General features: G+C 64.4%; 18 protein-coding genes and 1 pseudogene. 9 read left to right on the top strand and 10 right to left on the bottom strand.

Annotated elements, in window-relative coordinates; translation table 11 throughout:
• Nucleotides 1–9: 9 nt before the first annotated feature.
• The 4 genes from RXV95_RS11130 to RXV95_RS11115 form a co-directional block, all read right to left on the bottom strand.
• A complete protein-coding gene (locus RXV95_RS11130) occupies nt 10–1,083 on the bottom strand; it encodes an ABC transporter permease (protein WP_338466122.1) in 1,074 nt (357 codons plus the stop codon).
• A gap of 25 nt (nt 1,084–1,108) precedes the next feature.
• Nucleotides 1,109–2,536 (bottom strand): CmpA/NrtA family ABC transporter substrate-binding protein, encoded by a 1,428-nt coding sequence (locus RXV95_RS11125; protein ID WP_338466121.1) that lies wholly within the window; start codon nt 2,534–2,536, stop codon nt 1,109–1,111.
• A 236-nt stretch (nt 2,537–2,772) separates the two neighbouring features.
• Complete coding sequence (locus RXV95_RS11120) at nt 2,773–3,981, bottom strand: CmpA/NrtA family ABC transporter substrate-binding protein (RefSeq protein WP_338466120.1); 1,209 nt, start codon at nt 3,979–3,981, stop codon at nt 2,773–2,775.
• Entirely contained in the window at nt 3,978–4,559 is a 582-nt protein-coding gene (locus tag RXV95_RS11115; RefSeq protein ID WP_338466119.1) for an ANTAR domain-containing protein, read from the bottom strand. The genes RXV95_RS11120 and RXV95_RS11115 overlap by 4 nt, the downstream gene beginning before the upstream one ends.
• Before the next feature lie 227 nt (nt 4,560–4,786).
• On the opposite strand from RXV95_RS11115, the gene RXV95_RS11110 reads away from it, so the two are divergent.
• From RXV95_RS11110 to RXV95_RS11080, 7 genes are all read left to right on the top strand, one after another.
• Complete coding sequence (locus RXV95_RS11110; RefSeq protein ID WP_338466118.1) at nt 4,787–5,623, top strand: alpha/beta hydrolase; 837 nt, start codon at nt 4,787–4,789, stop codon at nt 5,621–5,623.
• A 289-nt stretch (nt 5,624–5,912) separates the two neighbouring features.
• Nucleotides 5,913–7,238 (top strand): erythromycin esterase family protein, encoded by a 1,326-nt coding sequence (locus RXV95_RS11105; RefSeq protein WP_338466117.1) that lies wholly within the window; start codon nt 5,913–5,915, stop codon nt 7,236–7,238.
• Nucleotides 7,235–7,897, top strand: coding sequence for a dienelactone hydrolase family protein (locus RXV95_RS11100; RefSeq protein ID WP_338466116.1), 663 nt, complete (start codon nt 7,235–7,237; stop codon nt 7,895–7,897). The genes RXV95_RS11105 and RXV95_RS11100 overlap by 4 nt, the downstream gene beginning before the upstream one ends.
• Nucleotides 7,894–8,583: a phosphoribosyltransferase gene (locus RXV95_RS11095; RefSeq protein WP_338466115.1), complete on the top strand. Its 690-nt coding sequence runs from the start codon at nt 7,894–7,896 to the stop codon at nt 8,581–8,583. Before RXV95_RS11100 ends, RXV95_RS11095 begins: the two co-directional genes overlap by 4 nt.
• A 349-nt stretch (nt 8,584–8,932) precedes the next feature.
• A complete protein-coding gene (locus RXV95_RS11090; RefSeq protein WP_338466114.1) occupies nt 8,933–9,178 on the top strand; it encodes a hypothetical protein in 246 nt (81 codons plus the stop codon).
• A 32-nt stretch (nt 9,179–9,210) separates the two neighbouring features.
• On the top strand, nt 9,211–11,877 hold the full coding sequence (locus tag RXV95_RS11085; RefSeq protein ID WP_338466113.1) for a cation-transporting P-type ATPase: 2,667 nt from the start codon (nt 9,211–9,213) through the stop codon (nt 11,875–11,877).
• Nucleotides 11,874–12,890 (top strand): sodium:calcium antiporter, encoded by a 1,017-nt coding sequence (locus tag RXV95_RS11080; RefSeq protein WP_338466112.1) that lies wholly within the window; start codon nt 11,874–11,876, stop codon nt 12,888–12,890. The genes RXV95_RS11085 and RXV95_RS11080 overlap by 4 nt, the downstream gene beginning before the upstream one ends.
• A gap of 26 nt (nt 12,891–12,916) precedes the next feature.
• Here the strand turns inward: RXV95_RS11080 and RXV95_RS11075 are convergent, their stop codons facing one another.
• The 6 genes from RXV95_RS11075 to RXV95_RS11050 form a co-directional block, all read right to left on the bottom strand.
• On the bottom strand, nt 12,917–13,615 hold the full coding sequence (locus tag RXV95_RS11075) for a VIT family protein (RefSeq protein WP_338466111.1): 699 nt from the start codon (nt 13,613–13,615) through the stop codon (nt 12,917–12,919).
• A 28-nt stretch (nt 13,616–13,643) separates the two neighbouring features.
• Nucleotides 13,644–15,251 carry an MBL fold metallo-hydrolase gene (locus RXV95_RS11070; RefSeq protein WP_338466110.1) on the bottom strand — a complete coding sequence of 536 codons (1,608 nt, stop codon included), beginning with the start codon at nt 15,249–15,251 and terminating at the stop codon, nt 13,644–13,646.
• 33 nt (nt 15,252–15,284) lie between these two features.
• The gene (locus RXV95_RS11065) at nt 15,285–16,454 is read right to left on the bottom strand and encodes an efflux RND transporter periplasmic adaptor subunit (protein WP_338466109.1); all 1,170 of its coding nucleotides are present in this window, start codon (nt 16,452–16,454) and stop codon (nt 15,285–15,287) included.
• Complete coding sequence (locus tag RXV95_RS11060) at nt 16,451–18,814, bottom strand: FtsX-like permease family protein (protein ID WP_338466108.1); 2,364 nt, start codon at nt 18,812–18,814, stop codon at nt 16,451–16,453. Before RXV95_RS11060 ends, RXV95_RS11065 begins: the two co-directional genes overlap by 4 nt.
• Entirely contained in the window at nt 18,811–19,566 is a 756-nt protein-coding gene (locus RXV95_RS11055) for an ABC transporter ATP-binding protein (RefSeq protein ID WP_338466107.1), read from the bottom strand. Before RXV95_RS11055 ends, RXV95_RS11060 begins: the two co-directional genes overlap by 4 nt.
• Before the next feature lie 144 nt (nt 19,567–19,710).
• The gene (locus RXV95_RS11050; RefSeq protein WP_338466106.1) at nt 19,711–20,388 is read right to left on the bottom strand and encodes a nitroreductase family protein; all 678 of its coding nucleotides are present in this window, start codon (nt 20,386–20,388) and stop codon (nt 19,711–19,713) included.
• Between the two features lie 345 nt (nt 20,389–20,733).
• On the opposite strand from RXV95_RS11050, the pseudogene RXV95_RS11045 reads away from it, so the two are divergent.
• Together RXV95_RS11045 and RXV95_RS11040 are read left to right on the top strand one after the other, a co-directional pair.
• Nucleotides 20,734–21,606: pseudogene (locus RXV95_RS11045) on the top strand (bifunctional enoyl-CoA hydratase/phosphate acetyltransferase); the annotation flags it as partial.
• Nucleotides 21,603–22,793 carry an acetate/propionate family kinase gene (locus RXV95_RS11040; RefSeq protein ID WP_338466105.1) on the top strand — a complete coding sequence of 397 codons (1,191 nt, stop codon included), beginning with the start codon at nt 21,603–21,605 and terminating at the stop codon, nt 22,791–22,793. The pseudogene RXV95_RS11045 and the gene RXV95_RS11040, both read left to right, overlap by 4 nt.
• Nucleotides 22,794–22,828 lie beyond the last annotated feature (35 nt).

The following is a 22,828-nucleotide window of genomic DNA, read 5'->3' as shown; positions in this document are numbered from 1 at the left end:
CTGCCTCCCTCAGATCGCGTGATTATGGTTAGCGAGTGATTCAAGGGCCATCATCAGCCGGTCGAGCGCGAAGCCGATCAGGCCGATCACGATCACCGCGAACATGATCCGCGCAAGGCTTTGCGAACTGCCGTTCTGGAATTCGTCCCACACGAACTTGCCGAGGCCGGGGTTCTGCGCGAGCATTTCTGCCGCGATCAGCACCATCCAGCCCACGCCCAGCGACAACCGCATGCCGGTAAAGATATAGGGTAGCGTCGATGGCAGTACGAGCTTGGTCAGCTTCGCGAACCACCCCAGCTTGAGCACGCGGCCGACGTTCATCAGGTCCTTGTCGATGGAAGCCGTGCCGACCGCGGTGTTGATCAGCGTGGGCCAAAGCGAGCACAGGGTGACGACGACTGCGGAAATCACGAAGCTCTTGGCAAGCATCGGGTCTGTGCTGGTGATCGTGGCCGAGACGATCATCGTCACGATCGGCAGCCAGGCGAGGGGGCTTACCGGTTTCATCACTTGCACCAGAGGGTTGATCGCGGCGTTGAGTACCGGCGAAAGCCCGCAGGCGAGCCCGATCGGCACCGCGACAATCGTCGCAAGCAAGAAGCCGAGCGCGACGGTTTCCAGCGACGTGAACACCTGGCTGACGAAGGTCGGTGCGCCGGCATAGTCAAAGTGCTGCACCGCTTGCGGGTTGCCAGCGGCAATCGCAGCTTCGTTGCGCGCGTCCTGCGCGGCATAGAACTCCGCCGCCTGTTCGCGCGAGGCCTGCCATTCCTCGAACAATACGACGCCTTGTTCCGCGACCTCGACCGGCCCCGGCAATGCGCCAAGCGAAGTCTGCACTTGCGGTGCGAGCACCGCCCAAAGCCCCAGGAAGGCAAGGATGCCCAGCGTCGGGGCCAGCAAGCCCTTCGCGAATTTGCGCAAACCGGTGGCAAGAGCAGCAAGCGCATTGCCGACCGGACCGGACGCGCCGGATTGCTGGCTGTCGACCTTTGCCGGCGCGCTCGCCGGGGCAGCGGGTTCGGTCGCCGTCATCGTTGCGGGTTCTTCGTCAAGGATCTCTGCGTAGGCGGTTGCCATTTCAAGTCTCCGGGAATTGTCTGTGTCAGCCCGTCACGCCCGAAGCGGTGACCTTCTGGCCCTGCTTCAGTCCGATCCTGAACTTGGCGAGGTATGCGTTGGGCTTCTTGCCGTCGTAGGGGACGTGGTCGATGAACCCGTTGTCGACCGGCTTGAAACCGTCGGTCTTGGGGATCGCGGCAGCCGGGATCACGCCTTTTTCGGCGAGGCTTTTGGCCGCCGTCAGATATAGGTCGGGCCGATAGACGGACTTGGCTGCATCGAAATACCACTGATCCGGATGGTCGACCGGGATCTGGCCCCAGCGGCGCATCTGCGTGAGGAACCACACCGCGTCCGAATAGAACGGGTATCCGGCATATTTGTCGAAGAAGATGTTGAAGCCCTGCGCGCTGCGCGTATCGCCCGGCTCAAACGTGAACTTGCCCGTCATCGATGCGGCAATCACTTGCGGATCGGCGCCGACATAGTTCGGCTGGCTGAGAATTTTCACCGCTTCGGCGCGGTTCTTGCCATTGTCGGCATCAAGCCATTGCTGTGCCTTGATGATCGCGCGCAGCAGCGCTTCGGTGGTCCTGGGATATTTCTCCGCGAAATCCTTGCGCATCCCGAAGACCTTCTCCGGGTTGTTATGCCAGATCTCGTCGTCGGTGATGACCGGCACGCCGATCTTCTTCTGCACCGCCGCCTGGTTCCACGGCTCGCCCACGCAATATCCGTCAATGGTGCCCGCCTCCAGCGTGGCAGGCATCTGCGGCGGCGGCGTTACGGAAAGCTGCACTTGCGCATCGGTTGTGCCGGAAACCCCGCCCGGCTGGTAATAGCCGGGATTCAAGCCACCCGCCGCCAGCCAGTACCGGAGGTAATAGTTGTGCGTGCTGACCGGGAAGACCATGCCCATCTTGAACGGCTTGCCGCGCATCTTGTAGCTGGCGACCACCGGGGCAAGCGTGCTGGCCGAAATCGGGTGTTGCGGTTTGCCGTCGGCGCCTTTGGGCAGGGAAGGGGCGATCTGTTGCCACACGCCGTTCGACACGGTGATGGCATTGCCGTTGAGGTCGAGGCTGAGCGGCGCGATCAGGTCTGCCTTGGTGCCCATGCCCAGCGTCGCGGCAAGCGGCTGGCCCGCCAGCATGTGCGCACCGTCAAGCTGGCCGCCGATCACGCCGTCGAGCAGCACTTTCCAGTTCGCCTGCGGTTCCAGCGTCACGTTCAGGCCTTCTTGCGCGAAGAAACCCTTTTCCTTGGCGATGGCCAACGGGGCCATGTCGGTCAGCTTGATGAAGCCCAGCTTCAGAACGGGCTTTTCCACCCCACCATTGGGCGATGCGGCAACCGCCGCGCTGCTTTCGGGCGTCTTTTGCCCCTTGCCGCAGCTTGCCAGCGCAACGCCCGCCAGCAGCACCGCGATCATTCCGCGCCGGTCGATTCCGAAGGTGGTCCTGCCGCTCATTACCCGTCCTCGTTTCAGCGCGCGGACAACACGAAAAAAAGCCGCCTCGACTTGGTCCCGGAAGGAACCAGATCGGGCGGCGACGTTGCCACGCAATGTTGAAGTCAGCGAAGGTGGCGATTTGCCTTCCCGACTTTGGGAAGCGCCTCCTGCGTTCGCCTGATGAGTAAGCGATTCGCCGATCGGACGGCAAGCCCCTTTTTGCGTTGCAACATGAAATTTGTCGATGGGTGGCCTCAGGGAAGACTTGCCAGATACCGGTCTAGATGTGTCGGATCGAACATCTTCCCGTCAAAGAAGCGATTGCTTTCCAACGTTATTTCACCTTGCTGCGTGCCGACCGAGGTCGGGCCGGAAAGGCTGCCTTCGACCTTCGAACTTGCCCCCGGCAACGGCTCTCCGCTGCCCGTTAGTGCGCTGCGGTAGACATCGGGACGGAATACTGCCGCTGCCCGGCGCGCTTCCTCCGGATCGAAGGGCAGCGCGTCCCAGCGCAGCATCTGGGTATAGAGCCACTCGGCCTGGCTAACCCATGGAAAGGTCGCGGCCTCCCGGTACTGGAACATGAAATCCGGTACGTGGAACGGCGGCTCGCCCCTTGCCAGCAGGGGGTGGTCCGAAATCGCCCGACGGATCAGAACCGCATCACCGTCAAGGTATTCCGGACGCGCCAGGATCGCCGCATTGGCCTCCCAGTTTTCAGGGTCGACGAAGTGCGCCGCGGTGCGGACCAGCGCACGGACAAGCGCCTCGACCTCGCTGCGCCGCGCATCGAGCGTCGGCTCACGCAAGGCGAGCACTTTTTCCACGCCGCGCCGCCAGATCTGGGCGGTCACAAGCACGATACGGCCCGCGCCACGCTCAACCGCGACGCTGTTCCACGGTTCGCCCACGCAAATTCCGTCGACCTCTCCCGCCTCGAGCGCATCGGCGCAGAAGGGAGGTGGGACAATCTCGATTTCCACGTCCCGGTCCGGGCGGATGCTGCAAGCGGCCAGCCAGTAACGCAGCATATAGTTGTGGCTGGAATAGCGATGCACTACGCCAAAGCGCAGGGGTTGTCCGGCGTCCTTGCGCTGCTTTGCTACAATCGCCAGCGCAGCGCCTGCTTCGGCCGGGTCGGCCAGTGCGCCTTTCGGGGCAATGCGGTCGGCGATGTCGGGGTGCAACGTGATCGCATTGCCGTTCAGACCCAGCACCATGGGAACCGAAAGCGGCTGCGCGGGCCGCCCACGGCCCAGAGTGGCAGCGATGGCCAACGGGGCCAGAAGGTGCGCAGCATCCGAATGACCGTAGAGCAGGCGGTCCAGAACGGTCGCCCAACTCATGTCCTTTACCAACCGGAGCGAAAGCCCCTCTTCCTCCGCGAAACCGTGTTCGCGCGCCAGGATAGGCAGGCACGCATCGACCAGCGGCAGGAAACCGATTGTCAGTTCTGCACTCAAGGCTTGCCCCCCATAAGCTTTTGCGCGGTCACGACCGCTTCGGCGATGTCGACGATGCGGCGGCCCTGGTTCATCGCCGTGCTGCGCAGTTCGGAATAGGCGTCCGGCTCCGATATGCCGCGGGTGTCCATCAGGATGCGCTTGGCGCGGTCTATCGTCTCGCGGTCGGCCAGTTTGCCGCGCGCTTCGTTCAGGTCGGCCTGCAGGCGCGCGAAAGCATTGAACCGGCGCACCGCGAGATCGAGCAGCGGGCGGATGCGGCCCGGTGCCAGCCCGTCGACAACATAGGCGGACACCCCGGCTTCGACCGATGCCGCGATCGATTCCTCATCGGATTCGTCAACGAACATGGCAATCGGCTTTGCCAACGCGCGGCTGACCGTGAAGTATTCCTCAAGCACGTCGCGCGACGGGTTGCCCAGGTCCATCAACACGATGTCCGGTTCGATCTCTCCGATCCGCGCCACAAGGCCGCGCCTTTCGTTCACGACGAAGATTTCGCAACCTTCGATCGCGACCAGGCCCTCCCGGATCACAGCCGCACGAGAGGCACTTTCATCGACGATGGCGATACGCATGTCCCCCTTGTGCGATGCAGCAAGGGCGTTGGCAACATGGGATGATATCCAGCGCAACCGGTCCAACGCCGGCGTCGTGACGGCCAACGAAGGCGCGCCGGCGGACATGGCGGTCTTCGTCGGGAACCCGCCCAAAACAACATTGGGGTACGTTCCGGTATTGATTTTATGCGCATGTGCGGGTTTTTCGTCATTCTGGCGAAAGTTCCAACGGGGAGAAGCCTGCCGTGGCGACGATCAGAATACGCACACGCAATGGCCTGACCATCGCTGCCGACATAATGGGGCCACAGGACGCTCCGACCGTCGTGCTCGGGCATGGAGGCGGGCAGACGCGGCACAGTTGGTCGCGTGCCGGGGTGGAACTGGCGAATGCCGGCTATCGGGTCATCAACTACGATCTGCTCGGCCATGGCGACAGCGATTGGGACCCACAGGGACGCTACGATCTGGCGGGGCGGGCAGCCGATCTCAGGGCAGTCGTTGCGGCGGGAAACAGTCCCTTCGCCCTCGTTGGCGCTTCGCTCGGCGGAGCTACGTCGCTCAAGGCTGCGACTGAGGGGCTCGATCCCGCGGCTCTTGTGCTTGTGGACATCGTGCCGCTCGTTTCGGTCGACGGTGTCGCGCGCATCCGCGCCTTCATGACCTCCCGCCCCGAGGGATTTGTCGATCTTGAGGAAGCGGCAGACGCGATTGCCGCCTACAATCCGGACCGGCCGCGGCCCGACGACGTATCCGGCCTTGCGAAAAACCTCAGGCAGGACGACGATGGACGCTGGCGCTGGCATTGGGACCCGCGCATACTGGATGGTGCGGAAGGCCAGCCAAGTTTTCTGCTGAGCGTGATGGATGAAGCGGACTGGACCGACAGGATTCCGACGATGCTGGTCCGCGGACTCAAATCCGACATTGTTACTGATGAGGGCGTCGCCGATCTCAGACGTCGGATCCCCGCGCTTGAAGTCACCAATATAACGGGTGCCGGTCACATGGTCGCAGGCGACCGCAACGATCAGTTCAACGCGGCCGTGCTAGATTTCCTGTACAGGACAATACCTGTTTGAATTGGCATGTGCATTACCGAATAAACGAACGTGAAATCATGGATTTGCAGATCGGCCCGGATCTTCTTGATCGGGATCAAGTGAATTAAATCCGAATCGGGTATATATGCTGCCACGACCCAAGTAAGCTCTGGCGGCCGAACGGCTGCCACTTTTTGCGGTGTCTGGGCTTGCGGGTCAATCGGCGCGGAGCGGCGCCATGCCCGATCACTGCCGCGTCAGTCGGTAGACGGTGCGGGCAGGGCCGGTTCGCCGCAAACGTCCATGTTGCAGACTGGCGGAGCGACCGATGTCGATCGAGAGCCGGATTACCGTTAGCGAGGCTGACCTGATCGGCGGCCTGCGCGATGCGGCAGAGCAGTTGCCCAATGCCGATGCGCAGGACTTTGCCGACCCGTTTGACCGGTTCGGCGATGCGCGCTTGGTTCTGCTTGGCGAGGCCACGCACGGCACGCACGAATTCTATGCCGCGCGCGCGGCGATCACCCGGCGGCTGATCGAACGGCACGGCTTCAACATCGTGGCGGTAGAGGGGGACTGGCCCGACATCGCCCGAATAGACGATTACGCCCGCCATCGTGCGCCGCGTCCATGCAAGGGCGAGGCATTCCAGCGCTTCCCCACCTGGATGTGGCGTAACCGGGAGGTGCTGGCGCTGGCCGACTGGCTGCGGGCGCACAACGCCACGCTGCCCGACGATCGACGGGCGTGTATGCACGGGCTGGACGTTTATTCGCTGGGCGAATCCATCCATGCGGTGACGACCTATCTGGACGTGCATGACCCCGCCGCGGCGGCGGAGGCCCGGCGGCGCTATGCCTGCCTCACGCCATGGCACGACGAGCCGCAACACTATGGACGGGCGGTGACGCAGGGCCTGCTCAAGGGGTGTGAGGAAGCGGTCGTGGCCCAGCTTGAAAAGCTGCTGGCCAGTCGCATGGCCTATCTGGAAGACGATGGAGAGACCTATTTTGATGCGGAGCAGAATGCCCGCATCGTGCGGGGGGCAGAGCAATATTACCGGGCGATGTATCGCGGATCGACGGCCAGCTGGAACCTGCGCGACCGGCACATGTTCGATACGCTTCTGCGCATCATGGCGCATCGCGAGGATGCGCGCGCGGTCGTCTGGGCGCACAATTCACACGTCGGCAACGCTTCGGCCACCTCGATGGGCTGGCACGGAGAGTTCAACATAGGCGAACTTTCGCGCGCCGCGTTCGGAGACCAGGCGGTGCTTGTCGGTTTCGGAACCGATCGCGGCTCGGTGGCAGCGGCGTCAGACTGGGGGGCGGACATGCGCATCATGCAGGTGCGCCCGGCGCGCGACGACAGCTGGGAATCCGCGTTCCGCCGCACCGGCTATGCGCGCAGCCTTACCGACTGGCGCGGACGCAAGCGAAAGGATCTGGTCGAATTGCTTTCGCAGACGCTGCTGGAACGGGCGATCGGCGTCGTCTATCGGCCGGAAACCGAGCGCGCGAGCCACTATTTTGAAGCCGTTCTTGCCGACCAGTTCGATGCCTTCGTGTGGTTCGAGGAAACGCGCGCGGTCACTCCGCTGGGGCACGAACGCCCGCGCGGTGCGCCCGAAGTCTGGCCGTTCGGGCTATGACCGGACCCGCCCCTCCTACGGGCGCGCCGCGCGACGTGCTGATCGGTGAAAGGCTGGGCCTGTCTGCCATCCTCGGCGTGCCGCAAGGGGCAAAGGGACTGGTGATCTTTGCGCACGGCAGCGGTAGCGGCCGGTTGAGCCCGCGCAACAACTATGTCGCGGCGCGCCTTCGTGAGGCCGGCCTGGCAACGCTTTTGCTCGATCTGCTGACGCCGCAGGAAGAGCGGGACCGGCGCAACGTGTTCGACATTGCCTTGCTTGCCGCCCGGTTGCGTATCGCGGTGGACTGGGCCGCGGAACAGCCTGAAACGCGCGATCTGCGCCCCTGCTATTTCGGGGCCAGCACTGGCGGCGGTGCGGTATTGCGGGCAGCCGCAGCCGATCCGCGCATAGCGGCGGTCGTGTCCCGAGGCGGGCGGTCCGACCTCGCCGGTGCCGACGCGCTGGCACGGGTGCGTGCGCCGGTCTTGCTGATCGTGGGCGGGCTGGATGAAATCGTGATCGATCTGAATGCCGGTGCTTATGACGCGATGCGCTGCGAACGCGACCTGGTTATCGTCCCGGGGGCAGGCCACCTGTTCGAAGAGCCGGGCACGCTGGATCAGGTTGTCGCACTGGCGATCGAATGGTTCCGCCGTCATGTGGGAGATGCGCGATGACGCAGGACGTGCTGTTTGCGGATCGCCGCGAGGCTGGCGAAAAGCTGGCAGCCACGGTTCTGCCTCTCGATCTTGAAGATCCCGTGGTGCTGGCTCTGCCGCGCGGCGGCGTGCCGGTGGGTTTCGAGGTTGCCAAGGCGCTTGGCGCACCGCTCGACATCCTGATGGTCCGCAAGATCGGAGCGCCGGGCCATGAGGAATATGGCATCGGGGCGCTGGTAGACGGGGCTTCGCCGCAAGTAGTGATGGACGATGCCATGGCGCGCATGGTCGGTGCGGGGAGCGAATATATCGAACTGCAGGTGCGGCGCGAACTTGCCGAGATAGAGCGGCGGCGCGCGCTCTATCGCACCGGGCCTCCCGTAGAGCTGAAGGGGCGCACGGTCGTGGTGGTGGATGACGGTATTGCCACCGGCAGCACCGTTCGCGCGGCGCTGCGCGGGCTCGCCAGGACAGAGCCCGCGCGGATCGTGCTGGCGGTGCCACTCGCCCCGGCAGACGTGGTGCAGCAGATGCGCGCGCTGTGCGACCGTGTGGTGTGCCTTGCCACGCCCGAACCGTTCCGGGCGGTGGGCCTGCACTATAGCGATTTCCGGCAGACCGAGGATGAGGAAGTGATCCGCCTTCTGGCCGAGGCGAAAAGTTGGACTGGCGGAACAGGCACATTGGGCCAGACTGGCCGCTGATCGATAATCCCTGAATTGGGGCCGGGCCGTTTGAAAGGCCCGGCCCCGTCCGTGCCACCTCAGGCGACCCGACACGGACTTTCGTTCAGCAGCGCGCTAACCGATGGTTCGAGCATCATAGCTAGTAACGCGCGCTGCATTAGCAAAGTATGATATAATACTTATGGTCATGTGGTGAAACTTAGCCGGACAATACCCCGCCGGCAGGCTCTGCCCTCGGGGCGAACGCTTCGATGCGGACGGCAGGGCAGCATAGTCATGTTTCCGTCCCCCGCTCGATCTTCCAGCAGTTCGTGCAAAGTCGTCGTTTGATTTGGCAAGTCTTTGTCAAGAAAGCAATAAAACCTCTTTGATCCAGATCAATAATTTCGCAATCGTCCCAAATTCGGACGATGCCTCAATGCCGGCCGGCTTGCGATCCGGCTGCCAGTTCCACGGCTTCTTCGGTAATCTGCTCCTGCGGCAGGCGGCGGGCGACAGGACGAGTACCGCCTTGAACCCGCCGATCATCACGTTGCCGAACAGGCACGCTGGCAACGAAAGCGTGCGCGGCAAAACCGACGCGCAAACCTTCCCGGGGTCCGAAACGGGTTAATTTCGCGGCCGGCCTGCGGTAAAAGGCCGCTTATGAAGCCGCAGGCAGATTTGCAGCCGGATTGCGCCGCCCTGGCCGGGGCGCACCATTTGCCTGCGGCCGACGTGATCGTCGCGCTGGACGTAGATCCGGCCGCCGGTCTTTCGCAGGCAGAGGCGGATCGCCGGCTTGGCCGGTTTGGCCCGAATACGATCCGGTCGCGCAGGCGGGTGCGGAAGTTGTCGATCCTGCTGCACCAGTTGGCCAGTCCGGTGGTTTACCTGCTGGCCGCCGCCGCCGCGCTGTCGTTCTATTTTCGGGAATGGCCCGAAGGCATTGCAGTCCTTCTTGTACTTCTTTTCAATACCTTGATCGGGTTTTTTACGGAGATCAGGGCGGCAAGGTCGATGGAGGCATTGCGGTCGCTGGGGACGCGGTCCGCACGGGTGCTGCGCGATGGAACGGCGCGCATGGTGGCCGCGGCCGATCTTGTGCCGGGCGACGTGGTTCTGCTGGATGCGGGGGATTCTGTCTCCGCCGATTTGCGGCTGCTGTCTTCATCCAGTGTCGCGGCAGACGAATCGACCTTTACCGGGGAATCGGTTCCGGTCGACAAGTCGCCTGAACCCGTCGGCATCGAGACACGGCTGGCAGACCGCCGGTCCATGCTGTTCAAGGGCACGTCGACCATTCGCGGCAGCGGGCGCGCGGTGGTGGTAGGCACCGGGATCAATACGGAGCTGGGCAATATCTCGCGGCTGGTGGAAGACGCGAATCCGGAACGCTCGCCGCTGGAAAAAAGCCTTGCGCGCCTTTCGGGCCAGTTGCTCTGGCTGACGCTTGCGCTGGCTTTGGCTCTGGTCGGTCTTGGCATCGCGCAGGGGCACGATCCTCTGCGGATCGTGACGACCGCGATCGCGCTGGCTGTTGCCGCGATCCCGGAAGGTCTGCCCGTCGTCGCGACCCTGGCGCTGGCGCGCGGGATGTGGCGCATGGCGCGCCGCAACGCGCTGGTCGAGCGCCTTTCCGCGGTCGAGACGCTGGGGGCGACGACGCTGATCCTGACCGACAAGACCGGGACGCTCACCGAAAACCGGATGTCCGTGGCGAAAGCCGTGCTTCCGTCAGGCACGGTCGACGCGCATGCGTTTGGCAGCGATGGCGCGGTGCGCGCGCTTCTGCAGATCGCGGCCCTGTGCAATGAAGCGAGCCTTGGAGGCGGGGATGCGGGGACATCCGGCGACGTGGGCGATCCCATGGAACTGGCGCTGCTTCGCGCGGCCGGAAATGCCGGGCTGGAACGTCGGGCCTTGCTGGAAAAACTGCCGCCGGTGCGGGCCTGCGCCTTCGATACGGCCACGCGCATGATGGCGACGGTCCACCGCTGCGACGGCCGCTTCCTCTTTGCGGTAAAGGGCGCGCCCGAGGCGGTTCTGGCGGCTTGCGACAGCGAGAAGGCGCCCGATGGCGATCATGCCATGACGGACGACGTTCGCGACGCATGGATGGGCAGGGTCCAGGAACTTGGCGCGCAGGGGCTGCGCGTTCTGGCGCTGGCCAGCAAGGTCGGCGGGGATTGCGATGCGCCCCCCTATCGCGACCTTGCGCTGTTGGGGATCGTGGGGCTGGAAGACCCGGCGCGCGGCGACGTTCCAGCCGCCATCCGCGATTGCCAGCGTGCGGGCGTGCGCGTGGTGATGATGACCGGCGACCATGCCGTTACCGCCCGCAGCATCGGGCAGGCCGTGGGTCTTGCCGGGCACGACGCGCTGACGGTCGAGGGGACCGACCTGGCGCAGCTCGGATCGGGCCGGGATGGAGAACTGCTTGCCGCCAACATCTTCGCCCGTGTCGAACCGTCCGAAAAGCTGGCTCTGGTCAATGCGTACCAGAACCATGGAGAGATCGTTGCGATGACGGGTGACGGCGTTAACGACGCCCCGGCGCTGCGGCAGGCCGATATCGGCGTGGCCATGGGCCAGCGCGGAACCGACGTTGCGCGCGAAGCATCGGCCATGGTGCTGCTGGACGATGCCTTTCCCACGATCGTGCTGGCGATCCGCGAAGGCCGCGTGATTTTCGGCAACATACGCCGTTTCGCCGCTTTCCTGCTGTCCTGCAACCTGAGCGAGGTGCTGATCGTCGGGCTGGCGGTTGCGCTGGGCCTGCCCTTGCCGATCCTGCCCTTGCAGATCCTCTACCTGAACCTTGTGACAGACGTTTTCCCGGCATTCGCGCTTGCGGCGGGGGAGGGGGATGACAAGGTCATGCAGCATCCGCCGCGCCCGCCGGGAGAGCCGATACTGGGCCGTGCGCAATGGCGCACCATCGTGCTGCACGGGCTGGTGCTGACGGGCGCCACGTTCGCCGCGATGGCGATGGGCAAGGCATGGCTGAAACTTGACCAGCAAGCGCTGGTTACGGTCACGTTCCTGACTCTGGCCTTTTCGCAGCTTGCGCATGTGTTCAACATGCGCAACGCGGCCTCGGGCCTGTTAGGGAACGAGATCACGCGCAATCGCTGGGTATGGGGCGCACTGGCCCTGTGCACCGCGTTGCTGGCAATCCCGCCCTACCTTCCGGGCTTGGCGGGGATATTGGGGCTGGCAAGGCCCGATGCTTCGATGTGGGCCGTGATTGTGGCGGCAAGTTGCGCGCCGGTCGTGCTGATCCAGGCGGCGATGATGGCGATCCACGGGTTGCGGAGAGCCGGGCGATGACGCTCTGGGCATTCATGCCGTGGTTCGAATTCGCGATCTGCGCGCTGCTGATCGGGCGCGCCGGATACCGGCTTACCCTTTATGGCGAAGCGATTTCCCGCCTGACGGGATTGTCTGCTTCGTGGATTGGGCTGGTGCTTCTGGCAACGGCAACGTCGCTGCCCGAACTGTTCACCGGCGTCAGCTCGGTTACCATCGCCAACGCGCCGAATATCGCCATGGGCGATGCGCTGGGCAGCATCGTGATCAACCTCGCGCTGCTGGTGGTGCTTGACGGGCTTAGCCGCGACGAGCCCGTTTATCGCCGGGTCGACCAGGGCCACATCCTGACGGCCGGGTTCGGCATCATCCTTACGGGGCTGGTGGGGGCGCTGATACTGGAAACGCGGGACGATCTGAACTTCCGGATCGGGCATGTAAGCCTCTACACCCCGTTCCTGATCCTGTTCTACCTGGTCGCGATGCGGGCCGCGTTCTTCTATGAACGGCGCCATTCGGCAACCCCCGCCGCGGAAGACGAAATCGCCCCCGATATCGGCCTGCGCGGCGCGGTGATCCGCTATGCCGGGGCGGCGGCGATCGTTTCGGGCGCCGGCGCGCTGCTTCCGATTGCGGGTACCCAGATCGCGCAGCAGACGGGGTGGCAATACAGCTTTGTCGGCACGCTGCTGATCGCGGCGGCCACGTCTCTGCCCGAAGCGACCGTGACGATCAGCGCGCTGCGGCGCAATGCCCCCAACCTGGCGATCGGCACGCTGCTGGGCAGCAACCTGTTCGATATCCTGGTGATCGCCGTGGACGATACGGTTTACAGGCCCGGATCGCTGTTCGCCCACGTTTCGCCCGCGCATGCGGTAACCGCTTTCGCCGGCTGCATCATGAGCGGAATCCTGATCGTTGCGCTGCTGTATCGGCCGGGAAACCGCTTCTTCGGCTGGGTCGGCTGGGTCAGCCTCGCGCTGCTGTCGGTCTATCTGCTAAGCTCGTTTGCGATTTATCTGCACGGGCATTGAAGCGTTTTGCGTTTTTGTCGCGGCTGTCAGACGACCGTGCCGACAAGCGACCCGATGCCCGCGGTCACCGCCATCGCCGCCGCGCCCCAGAACGTTACCCGCAAAACGGCCTTGCCGATGGCGGCACCGCCGGCCCTGGCGCCAATCGCGCCAAGGGCTGCAAGAAAGAACAGCGAGGCAATCGCAACGGCCAGGATCATTACCTGCCCCAGCGGCATGAACACGGCCACCAGCAGCGGCATCAATGCCCCGGCGGTGAAAGTGGCGGCAGAGGTAAGAGCTGCCTGGACGGGCCGCGCGGCGGAAATATGGGTAATGCCCAACTCGTTCCGTGCATGCGCGCCAAGCGGGTCTTTTTGCATCATCTGCCGCGCGACCTCTTCCGCCGTTGCCCTTTCCAGTCCGCGCTGTTCGTAAATCCGGGCTAGCTCAAGCAGCTCTAGCTCCGGCATGGCTTCCAGTTCGGCGCGTTCCCGCGCAAGGTCCGCCGCTTCGGTATCGGCTTGCGAACTGACCGAGACATATTCTCCGGCCGCCATCGACATGGCGCCGGCGACAAGCCCCGCAACGCCGGCAAGTATGATTTCGCTGCGCCCTTGCGCCGCCGCGGCAACGCCAAGGATCAGGCTTGAGGTTGAAACGATCCCGTCGTTTGCCCCCAGCACCGCCGCGCGCAACCAGCCTATGCGTTCGACAAGGTGGTGTTCGGGATGGGTTGTTCGCATGGGCGTTTTCCTGGAGGCAAAAGGGCGGTTACGGTTTCCGGCGAGCGTTCTTGTGATCGTTCCTGGCCTTCTTGTACGATTCCAGAACGTCGCGCATCGCCTCTATCGCTTTTTGCCGGCGCTGTGCGTCATCGATCTCACCCAGTTCGGCCTTCAATCCCGTGATGAACTCGGCATAGCTGTTCTGCCAGTCGCGCGCGGTCGCCTGTTGCAGGTCGGTCCTTCCGGTCTTCAGCCTGCGCGCGGGTTCCGCTGGGGTAATGGAATATGTTTCCCCTATCGTGGGCAATCGCACTTTCAGGTCCGGCGCCTGCCGCTGGAGTTCGCGCCGCAACGCCTCGATGGCGCCGGTTTCACCGTGGGTGAGGAACAGGCTTCCGGCAATCGGCTGGCGCTCTTCTATCCATTTCAGAAGCTCGCCCTGGTCCGCGTGCGCGGAATAGCTTTCTATGCTGCGAACCTGTGCGCGCACGTTGATGGAGCGGCCGGAAACCCTGACGGTCCTCGCACCGTCCAGGATCACGCGCCCCAGCGTTCCCTGCGCCTGGAAACCGACGAACAGGATCGTGGAATCGCGCCGGTTCAGGTTGTGGACCAGATGATGGCGTATCCTGCCCGCTTCACACATGCCCGATGCCGCCATGATCACCGCACCCGAGATCGAATTGAGCCGCATGGATTCGCGCGCATCGTTCACGAAATGGAAGGCCGGGTTGGCAAACACGTTGCGCCCGCCCGTGTCCTCAAGCTCTGAGGCATAGCGCGCGAAAACGCCCGTTGCCCGGTTCGCCAGCGGAGAATCGACGAAGACCGTCACATTGCCGATCTCTCCTTCGTTCAGCAGGATCGCCAGATCGAGCAGCAGCTCTTGCGTGCGCTCAAGCGCAAAGGTGGGAATAACCAGATTGCCGCCACGGGTGATCGCCCCGACGACTTCGGCCTGCAACTGCTTGCGCCGCTGCTCGGCAGTGATCTCCTCACGGTCGCGGTCGCCATAAGTGGATTCGCAGATCACATGGTCGAATCCCGACGGTCCCTCCGCGTCCTTCAGGAACGCCTTGTGTTCCGGCCCAAGATCACCCGAACACATGACCCGTGTGCCTTCGATGTCCAGTTCGACCGATGCGGAGCCGAGGATATGGCCGGCATTCCACAACCGCGCCTTGATGGCCGGGACCGGCGAGAACCATTGCTCGAAGGCTACCGCGCGGCATTGGCGCCATGCCTGCAGAGCATCGTCTTCGGTATAGATCGGAAGGAACTCTTCCTTGCCCGCGCGGTCCCGCCGGCGATTGTGCCGCTCCGCCTCGTATTCCTGGATGCGTCCGGCGTCCGCGAGCATGAACTCGAGAAGGTCGATGGTCTTCTGCGTGGCGTGGATCGGGCCTTCGTACCCTTTGGCGACAAGCTTGGGCAGAAGGCCGGAATGGTCGATGTGCGCGTGGGTAAGGATTACCGCGTCGATCGAAGCGGGATCGAACGCGAAATCTTCATGGTTGGCCAGTTCCAGCGAGCGCGATCCCTGGAACATCCCGCAATCGACAAGGATCGACCGGCCGCCTGCGGTGAACTGCATGCACGATCCGGTTACGGTCTGCGCCGCACCGTGGAACGTGATCGTCGGGGCCGCGCTCATGACAGATTCCGGTCCGGCGCGGCGCTTGCCGGTTCAGGCTGCCGGCGCACGCGGCCTGACCCGTTCGCCATCGCGCAGGTCGTTTTCGGGATTGAGTACCACCACGGTTCCATCGCCAATGCCTCCCACCACTTCACCGTAATCGTTGTTGATCTGCCCGATTTTCACTGCCCGTTCGTGCACTTTGCCGTCTTCCACCACGAAGACGCGCCAGTCTCCGCCTTTTCCGCGGAACAGCGCGCCGACCGGAACGCGCAACGCATCCGGTTTGCTCCACACGACGATCGTCGCGTCGATCTGGTAGCCGTGGCCAAGGCGTGCCGCTTTTCGGGCAACGGCCGGGTCGAACCCGATCACCACGTTCACGCGCTGTTCGTCGATGCCGAGCGCCGATACCTTCAGGCGGCCATAGGGTTCGATATACTTGACGCGGCCGATCAGCGGGTCCGGCCCGCCCCATTGCGTGATCTCCACCCGGTCACCGGGTTTTACCCGCACCGCCTCACGCGAAAGCAGATCGACCACCACCTCTATCTTCGAAGGGTCTCCGATGGTGACAAGCGGTGCGCCTTCCACAACCATGCCTTCGCTCTTGGACGGCACCAGCAACACGGTTCCGCTGACCGGGGCGAGCACCGGCACCGGAGAGCCGCCGGCCTTGCCGCCCGGCTCCGCCAGAGACGCGCCGATGCGCCGGATTTCCGCGCGGCTTTGCGCCAGAGAGGCTTCGGCGGTGGCAACCCGCGTGCGGGCTGCTTCAAGCTGGGCCTTGGATATGAAGCCCTTGGGCGAAAGCGCTCCTGCCCGCGCGGCGTCGCGGCGGGCCTGTGCAAGGCTGGCCGAAGCCGCGCGTTCGGCCGCGCGCGCGGAAGACAGTGCACCGCGCAGTTCCTCTTGCGTCCGCTTGTCGAGCGGCGGGGCGGGGCGCCCGCTGATCCGTGTGATTACCTGGCCCCTGGTTACAGGGTCGCCTGCTTCCAGCGCGATCCGTGCGGCGTAGCCGGTCGCCGGGGCGGAAACGACGTAAAGGTCTTTTTCGCGGGTGACGCCGTCGTCCGTGATGCCGACGCTCATCGCGCCCTTGCTGACCTTGCCGACATCCACCGTCCGGGCCTGTGGCCAAAGCGTATAGCCGATGGCCGCCAGCAACACGGCGGCAATCGCAAGGCCCCAGCGCCATCGTTTGAGCAAACGCATCATCATTCACGCGCCTTCAATACGCGCACCATGTCGAGGCGCGTTACGCGCCGCGCCACCAGTGCGGCAGTGGCGATTGCGGCAAAAAGGACAACCAGCGCCGCGATACCATAGCTGGCGCGGGTTGCGGCATAGGGAAGGCGGAACAGGTCCGAACTGAACATGGCGATCATCAGGTGCGAAAGGCCATAGCCCAGCAGCGCGCCAAGCGGCAGCGACACGACCACGAGTATCGCGACTTCGCCCAGAAGCACGAATGCCACTTCGCGGCGCTGGTATCCCAGCACGCGCAAGGTCGCCAGTTCGTGCGCGCGTTCCGAAAACAGAATGCGCGCGCTGTTGTAGACAACGCCGACGGCGATTGCTGCCGCGAAAGCGATGTAGAAGCCAATCATCGTCAGGATGTTCTCGTCGATCACTTCGGTGAACCTGTCCAGCGCCGCATCGCGTTCGGTTACGCCAAGGACGACCGGCATGTCGTTGAGCTGTGTCAGGATACGATCGCGGGCAGAAGGGTCGATCTTCAGCAGGACGGACGATACCGGTGTGCGATCGCGCGCGATGCTTTCCAGCGTGCGCGGCGCGGCATAGGCGCGCGCGCCCACGACTTCGTCGATAATGCGCACCAGCGTCTGTTCCGAACGCGCGCGCCTGCCGTCCAGCGCCTGGACGGTGATCCGGTCCCCCACTTTCGCGCCCAGTTGCCGTGCGAGTTGCCGGCTCAGCATCAGTCCGGCGGGCGGCAGCGCGATGATCCGTCCGCGGCCGTCGACCTTGGCGGAAAGCGTCGCATCGGCGTCCGCGCTTTCCAGCGCGGTCCGCTTGCTGCGCGGCCCCAGGCTGAGCGTTACGGATATGGCGCGCGACGGTTCCACGCGCAAAACGCCCGGCAGTTGCGCGATGGCGTGGATCACGTCCTCGTTGCGGGCTTCGGTGAAGGTGACGGTCAGATCCTGATGCTGAGAGCGGGCGAAGAACTGGTCGAGCATCGCATCGCTTGCATCGACGAACTGCATCGTGGCGAAGACAAGGCCCATCGACAGGCCGACGCCCAGCACCGAAATGGCCGAGCGGCCGGGCCAGCGCGCGATGTGGCGCACGATCATGTGCCCGGTCGCGGTGAAGCCTGCCGCCCGGCCGATGCGCTCTACGGTGCTGGCGCGGTAAACCGGCGGAGCAGGGGGAGACATCGCGATGGCCGGGGCAAGCCGCATGGCCGATCGCACCCCGCCCAGCGCGCCCAGCATCGCCGCTGCCGCCGCAAGCGCGCCCGCGCCGATGAAGACGCGCGGCGAAAGCTGGTAATCGAGGAACGGAAAGCGGTAATATTCCGCATATAGCCGCGTCATCGCCTGCCCCATCCAGACTCCGCCCAGCGATCCGATAAGCACCGCCAGCGCCGCGGTGGCCAGCGCGAACTTCAGATAGTGCCAGCCGATTGTCGCGTCCCGGTATCCGAACGCCTTGATCAGCCCGATCTGCGCCCGTTCGGTGCGGATCATCCGGCCCAGCACGATATAGACGAGGAAGGTGGACACCAGCAGGAACACCGGCGGGATGACGCGGGTCATTGCATCCAGCTGATTCAGCTCGCTGTCGAGGAAAGCGTGCGAAAGATGATCATCGCGCCCGAACGCGCCGGTGCCGCCATAGGGCGCAAGCATCGCGTCGACCGACCGGATGACTTCGGCGCGCGACGCGTCCCTGTCGAGGGTGAGGGCAAGCGCATTGATCGCTTCGGTCCGATCGGTTGCCGCCTCAAGCGCCTTGCGGCCCATCCACAGGATGCCGAAGCGCGTATCGTCGGGGATGAGGTCGCCCGGCGCCAGGGCATAGATATAGTTGGGGGCCAGCCCGATGCCCACGATGTCCAGCACCTGCTTGCGGCCATAGATCCGCGCGGTAATCGTGTCGCCGATGCCAAGTCCGTTCGCCTTGGCGAAGCTTTCGTCGATCACCACGTCGCGCGAATGCTCGGGCCGGGGCATGGCGCCCTTGCGCAAGGTGATCTGGTTGATCCGTGAACGTCCGTGTTCGTCCACCGAGTTGGCGATTGCGCGGATCGGGTCGTGGCGGCCGGGCAGGTCCAGCGTCGCATATTGCACGATACTGCCTTCGGCGCGGCGAACGCCGGGAACCTGCGCGATGCGCGATACGATGCTTCGCGGTGCGCGCACCATGTTCGCGAAGACATCGGCGAAATGGTTCTGCGCGTAATAGGCGTCTCGCGTCGCCACCAGCGACCCGTGGACGCCAACGGACAGGACGAAGGTTGCCGTCGCCGCGGCAAGAACCAGCGCGATTGCGAAGACCTGGCCGCGCAAGCGCCACATGTCGCGCAGCAATTTGCGGTCCAGCGCCTTCACCAGGTTATCGTCCCGGGCCGGATCGGCGCCTCGTTGATATCGATCCGCGCGATCCGGCCGTCGCTGAAGTGCAGGACGCGATGCGCCATGGCGGCGATGCCGACGTTGTGCGTGATGATGACAACGGTGGTGCCCAGTTCGTCATGCGCGCGTTCCAGCGTTTCCAGCACACGGACGCCGGTGCTGCTGTCCAGCGCGCCCGTCGGCTCGTCGCACAGGAGAACACCGGGGCGCTTCGCGATTGCGCGGGCGACGGCGACGCGCTGCTGCTCGCCACCGGAAAGCTGGGCGGGGAAGTGATGGCGCCGGTCTGCCAGGCCCACCATGTCCAGCGCCTCGCGCGCGTCCATCGGATCGTGCGCGATGTCGGTCACCAGCCGCACGTTCTCTTCGGCGGTCAGGCTGGGGATGAGGTTGTAGAACTGGAATATGAAGCCGATCTGCTGGCGGCGGAAGCGGGTGAGGGCGCGGTCGTCAAGCGCGGTAAGCTCTGTGTCGCGATAGAACAGGCGTCCCGCAGTCGGCCTGTCCAGACCGCCCAGAATGTTGAGCAAGGTGGATTTTCCGCTGCCGGACGGGCCGAGCAGTACGATCATGTCGCCGCGCGGCACCGCGATATCCACGCCGCGCAGCGCAAAGACGCTGGTTTCCCCAGTTTCATAGACCTTTTCCAGCCCTTCGCCGCGGAACGCCAGGTCCGCGCCCGCCGTTCCGGCCGTTTCATCCAGGAAGCCCGTCTCCGTCAAAGCCACCTCCCGTCCATTTCGCGACGATCCGCGAAAATGGTCCGTTCCGGCTATTACAATATCGGGTTGTGGCGCGGTGCCAAGTGTTTCGGGCGCGCGATCGCAATGCCCGTCAGCGGGCCGGAATGCCCCGTGTGCCGGGTGATGCCGTCAATCGCCGAAACCGACAAAGGTCGCCGCTTCGTCCACCGACTTGCGCGTCGAAACGACGGCATTGGCGGGAAAATCGTCGTCCGGCCAGCCAAGTGCGATGCTTTTCATGATGACCTGGTCTTCCGCGATGCCCGCATGTTCGCGCACAACCGGAGACTGCATGATACCCTGGCTGTTGATCACCGTGCCCAGACCGCGCGACCAGGCCGCATTGACCAGCGCGGTGGCGACGGCGCCGCAGTCGAACGGGGTATCGTCGCTGCCGTGCAGGACGCGATCATAGGTGATGATCACGCATACCGGGGCGTCGAACTGGCGGAATCCGCGCAACACCCAGTCCTGCCGCGCGTCCTTGTCGTCGCGCGCGATACCCATTGCGCCGAACAGCTGCTTTGCAACGCCCACCTGCCGTTCGCGGTGCACGCCCGCGAAGGCTTCGCCGGTGCGGAATTCGCGCGATTGCGGCACGCCGGCCAGCATCCGTTCGGTGTTTCCGCGACGGATTCTGTCCAGCGGCTCTCCGGTCAGGACATAGAAATTCCACGGCTGGGTGTTCATGGAAGACGGCGCGCGCATGGCCAGGCCAATGATCTCTTCTATCAGTTCGCGCGGAACCGGATCGGGCTTGTATCCCCGCACGCTGCGGCGCCCCAGTACGACGTCGTCGAATTCCACGCTTGTCTCCCGTCTGTCGTTCTTCTCGTTCGGCAGCCTGCCGCGCAGGCGCTGCCGGCGGTTTGTCCGGTTCGGCTCTATTGCGGGTATCGCCGGTTCGGACAAGACCCGGAAGCAACCGCTGCTTCCGTTGTTTTGCATATTGCCGCATGTGCCCCAAATTCACGACAGGTCTTGTCCGCTTCCCGTGTCCGGTCCAACCTGTCGCCCTGACCGGAGGGCTTTTCGTCCATTGGTCCGTTCCACGGCAAGCGAGACGAGATGAGCGAATCCGGATACCCTGAAGCCGATCACGATTATTTCGACAGCCTTGTCGCGCGCGCCGGAAAGGGCGAACCGGAACCGGTGGCGGTTGTCCATCCCTGTTCGCCCGGCGCAATCGTTGCCGCCTGCGATGCGGCGCAGGCGGGGCTTGTCACGCCGATCCTGGTCGGGCCGGAAGGAAAGATCCGGCAGGCGGCAGAGGAGGCCGGGCGGGACGTTTCGGCCTTCCGGCTGGTCGATTGCCCCCACAGCCACGCCGCCGCCGATGCGGGCGTGGCCCTCGTCCGTTCGGGAGAGGCGCGGCTGCTGATGAAGGGGTCTCTGCACACGGACGAACTGATGGGCGCGGTTGTCGCGCGCGAGGGCGGATTGCGCACCGAACGGCGGGTCAGCCATGCATATTTGATGATCGTGCCCGGGCGGCACGACCCGTTGATCATCACCGACGCCGCGATCAATATAACGCCGACGCTGGAAGAAAAGGCCGACATCGTCCGCAACGCGATAGACCTTGCGCACGTGGTGGGTATCGCTCTTCCCAAGGTGGCGATCCTTGCCGCGGTCGAAACGGTGAACCCGGCCATGCGCTCTACGCTGGAAGCGGCGGCCCTGTGCAAGATGGCGGACCGCGGACAGATTACCGGCGGGATACTGGACGGCCCGCTGGCATACGATAACGCGGTCAGTCCCGAAGCCGCGCGCGAAAAGGGCATCGTCTCGCCGGTGGCCGGACATGCCGACGTGCTGGTTGTCCCGAACATCGAAGCGGGCAACATGCTGGCAAAGCAACTCACCTTCATGGGCGGGGCCGATGCGGCAGGGGTTGTCCTTGGCGCAAGGGTGCCGATCGTGCTGACCAGCAGGGCCGACAGCGTCCGCACCCGGCTTGCGTCCTGTGCGGTCGCCGTGCTGCTGGCGCGCAGCGCGCCCAAGGCCGCGCCGGGGCTGCCGTGACGCGGGGGATCGTCGCGCTCAACGCCGGGTCGTCCAGCATAAAGTTCGGCGCGTACCGTATCGACAGCGACGGATCGCCCGTCCACGTGGCGGGCGGCAAGATCGAAAAGATCGGGCTTTCGCCAAGCCTGCTTGTGCGCACCGACGGCGGGGACGTGCTGCTGGAACGGCAATGGCCGGACGGTGCGAATCTGGAACACGAACAGCTGCTGGGCGAATTTATCGAATGGGCGATCGGCCACCTGGGCGAACACAGGCTCGTCGCCGTGGGGCACCGCGTCGTGCACGGGGGGGCACGCTTCATTGAGCCGATGCTGGTCGACGATGCCCTGCTTGGTGAACTTGGCCGGCTTTCCGCGCTTGCGCCGTTACACCAGCCTCACAACCTTGCGGCGATTCGCGCCATCGCGCGGATACTGCCGGACATTCCCCAGGTCGCCTGTTTCGATACGGCCTTCCACGCGACACGGCCCGAAGTCGCAACGCGTTTTGCGTTGCCGCGTCGTTTCCATGAACAGGGGATCAGGCGTTACGGCTTTCACGGGTTGTCTTATGAATATGTCGCGCGGCATCTTGCCGTCATCGATCCCGTGCTGGCGGGAGGCAGGGTTATCGTCGCCCATCTCGGCAACGGGGCCAGTCTTTGCGCAATGCATTGCGGGAAGAGTGTGGATACGACCATGGGATTCACCGCGCTCGATGGCCTGATGATGGGTACCCGTTCGGGCAGTCTCGATCCCGGCGTGGTGCTTCACCTGATCCGGCAAATGGGAATGCGGGCCGAAGAGGTGGAGGCGCTGCTTTACCACCAATCGGGCCTGTTGGGCGTTTCCGGCCTGTCCAGCGACATGCGCACGCTGGAACAGAGCGGCGCACCCGAAGCGGAAGACGCCATGGTGCTTTTCGCATGGCGCGCCGCGCGCGAGGCGGGCGGTCTTGTCAGCAGCCTGGGCGGGCTGGACGGTATCGTGTTCACCGCCGGAATAGGCGAAAACGATGCGGCGATGCGCGCGCGCATCTGCAAAGGAATGGCGTGGGCCGGTATCGCGATAGATGCCGATGCGAATGCCGCGAATGCAGACGTGATCAGCACGCCCGACAGCAGGGTGACGGTGCGGGTCGTGCCCACGGACGAGGAACGGATGATCGCGCTGCACACACTGGCGCTGCTCGAACGCGGCGCATAGTCCGCGAAAGCCATACGTATGCATGTTTACATGGC

The sequence above is a fragment of the Novosphingobium sp. ZN18A2 genome, from assembly GCF_036784765.1.
Classification (GTDB): domain Bacteria; phylum Pseudomonadota; class Alphaproteobacteria; order Sphingomonadales; family Sphingomonadaceae; genus Novosphingobium.
The sequence above is the reverse complement of the archived record's forward strand: the minus strand, read 5'-3'. Positions and strand labels throughout refer to the sequence as shown.

What these genes read in the sequence shown, in the direction of transcription:
- RXV95_RS11130 (WP_338466122.1), bottom strand. Translation starts at nt 1,083, where the DNA reads ATGGCAACCGCCTACGCAGAGATCCTTGACGAAGAACCCGCAACGATG.
- RXV95_RS11125 (WP_338466121.1), bottom strand. Translation starts at nt 2,536, where the DNA reads ATGAGCGGCAGGACCACCTTCGGAATCGACCGGCGCGGAATGATCGCG.
- RXV95_RS11115 (WP_338466119.1), bottom strand. Translation starts at nt 4,559, where the DNA reads ATGCGTATCGCCATCGTCGATGAAAGTGCCTCTCGTGCGGCTGTGATC.
- RXV95_RS11105 (WP_338466117.1), top strand. Translation starts at nt 5,913, where the DNA reads ATGTCGATCGAGAGCCGGATTACCGTTAGCGAGGCTGACCTGATCGGC.
- RXV95_RS11100 (WP_338466116.1), top strand. Translation starts at nt 7,235, where the DNA reads ATGACCGGACCCGCCCCTCCTACGGGCGCGCCGCGCGACGTGCTGATC.
- RXV95_RS11095 (WP_338466115.1), top strand. Translation starts at nt 7,894, where the DNA reads ATGACGCAGGACGTGCTGTTTGCGGATCGCCGCGAGGCTGGCGAAAAG.
- RXV95_RS11085 (WP_338466113.1), top strand. Translation starts at nt 9,211, where the DNA reads ATGAAGCCGCAGGCAGATTTGCAGCCGGATTGCGCCGCCCTGGCCGGG.
- RXV95_RS11080 (WP_338466112.1), top strand. Translation starts at nt 11,874, where the DNA reads ATGACGCTCTGGGCATTCATGCCGTGGTTCGAATTCGCGATCTGCGCG.
- RXV95_RS11075 (WP_338466111.1), bottom strand. Translation starts at nt 13,615, where the DNA reads ATGCGAACAACCCATCCCGAACACCACCTTGTCGAACGCATAGGCTGG.
- RXV95_RS11070 (WP_338466110.1), bottom strand. Translation starts at nt 15,251, where the DNA reads ATGAGCGCGGCCCCGACGATCACGTTCCACGGTGCGGCGCAGACCGTA.
- RXV95_RS11065 (WP_338466109.1), bottom strand. Translation starts at nt 16,454, where the DNA reads ATGATGATGCGTTTGCTCAAACGATGGCGCTGGGGCCTTGCGATTGCC.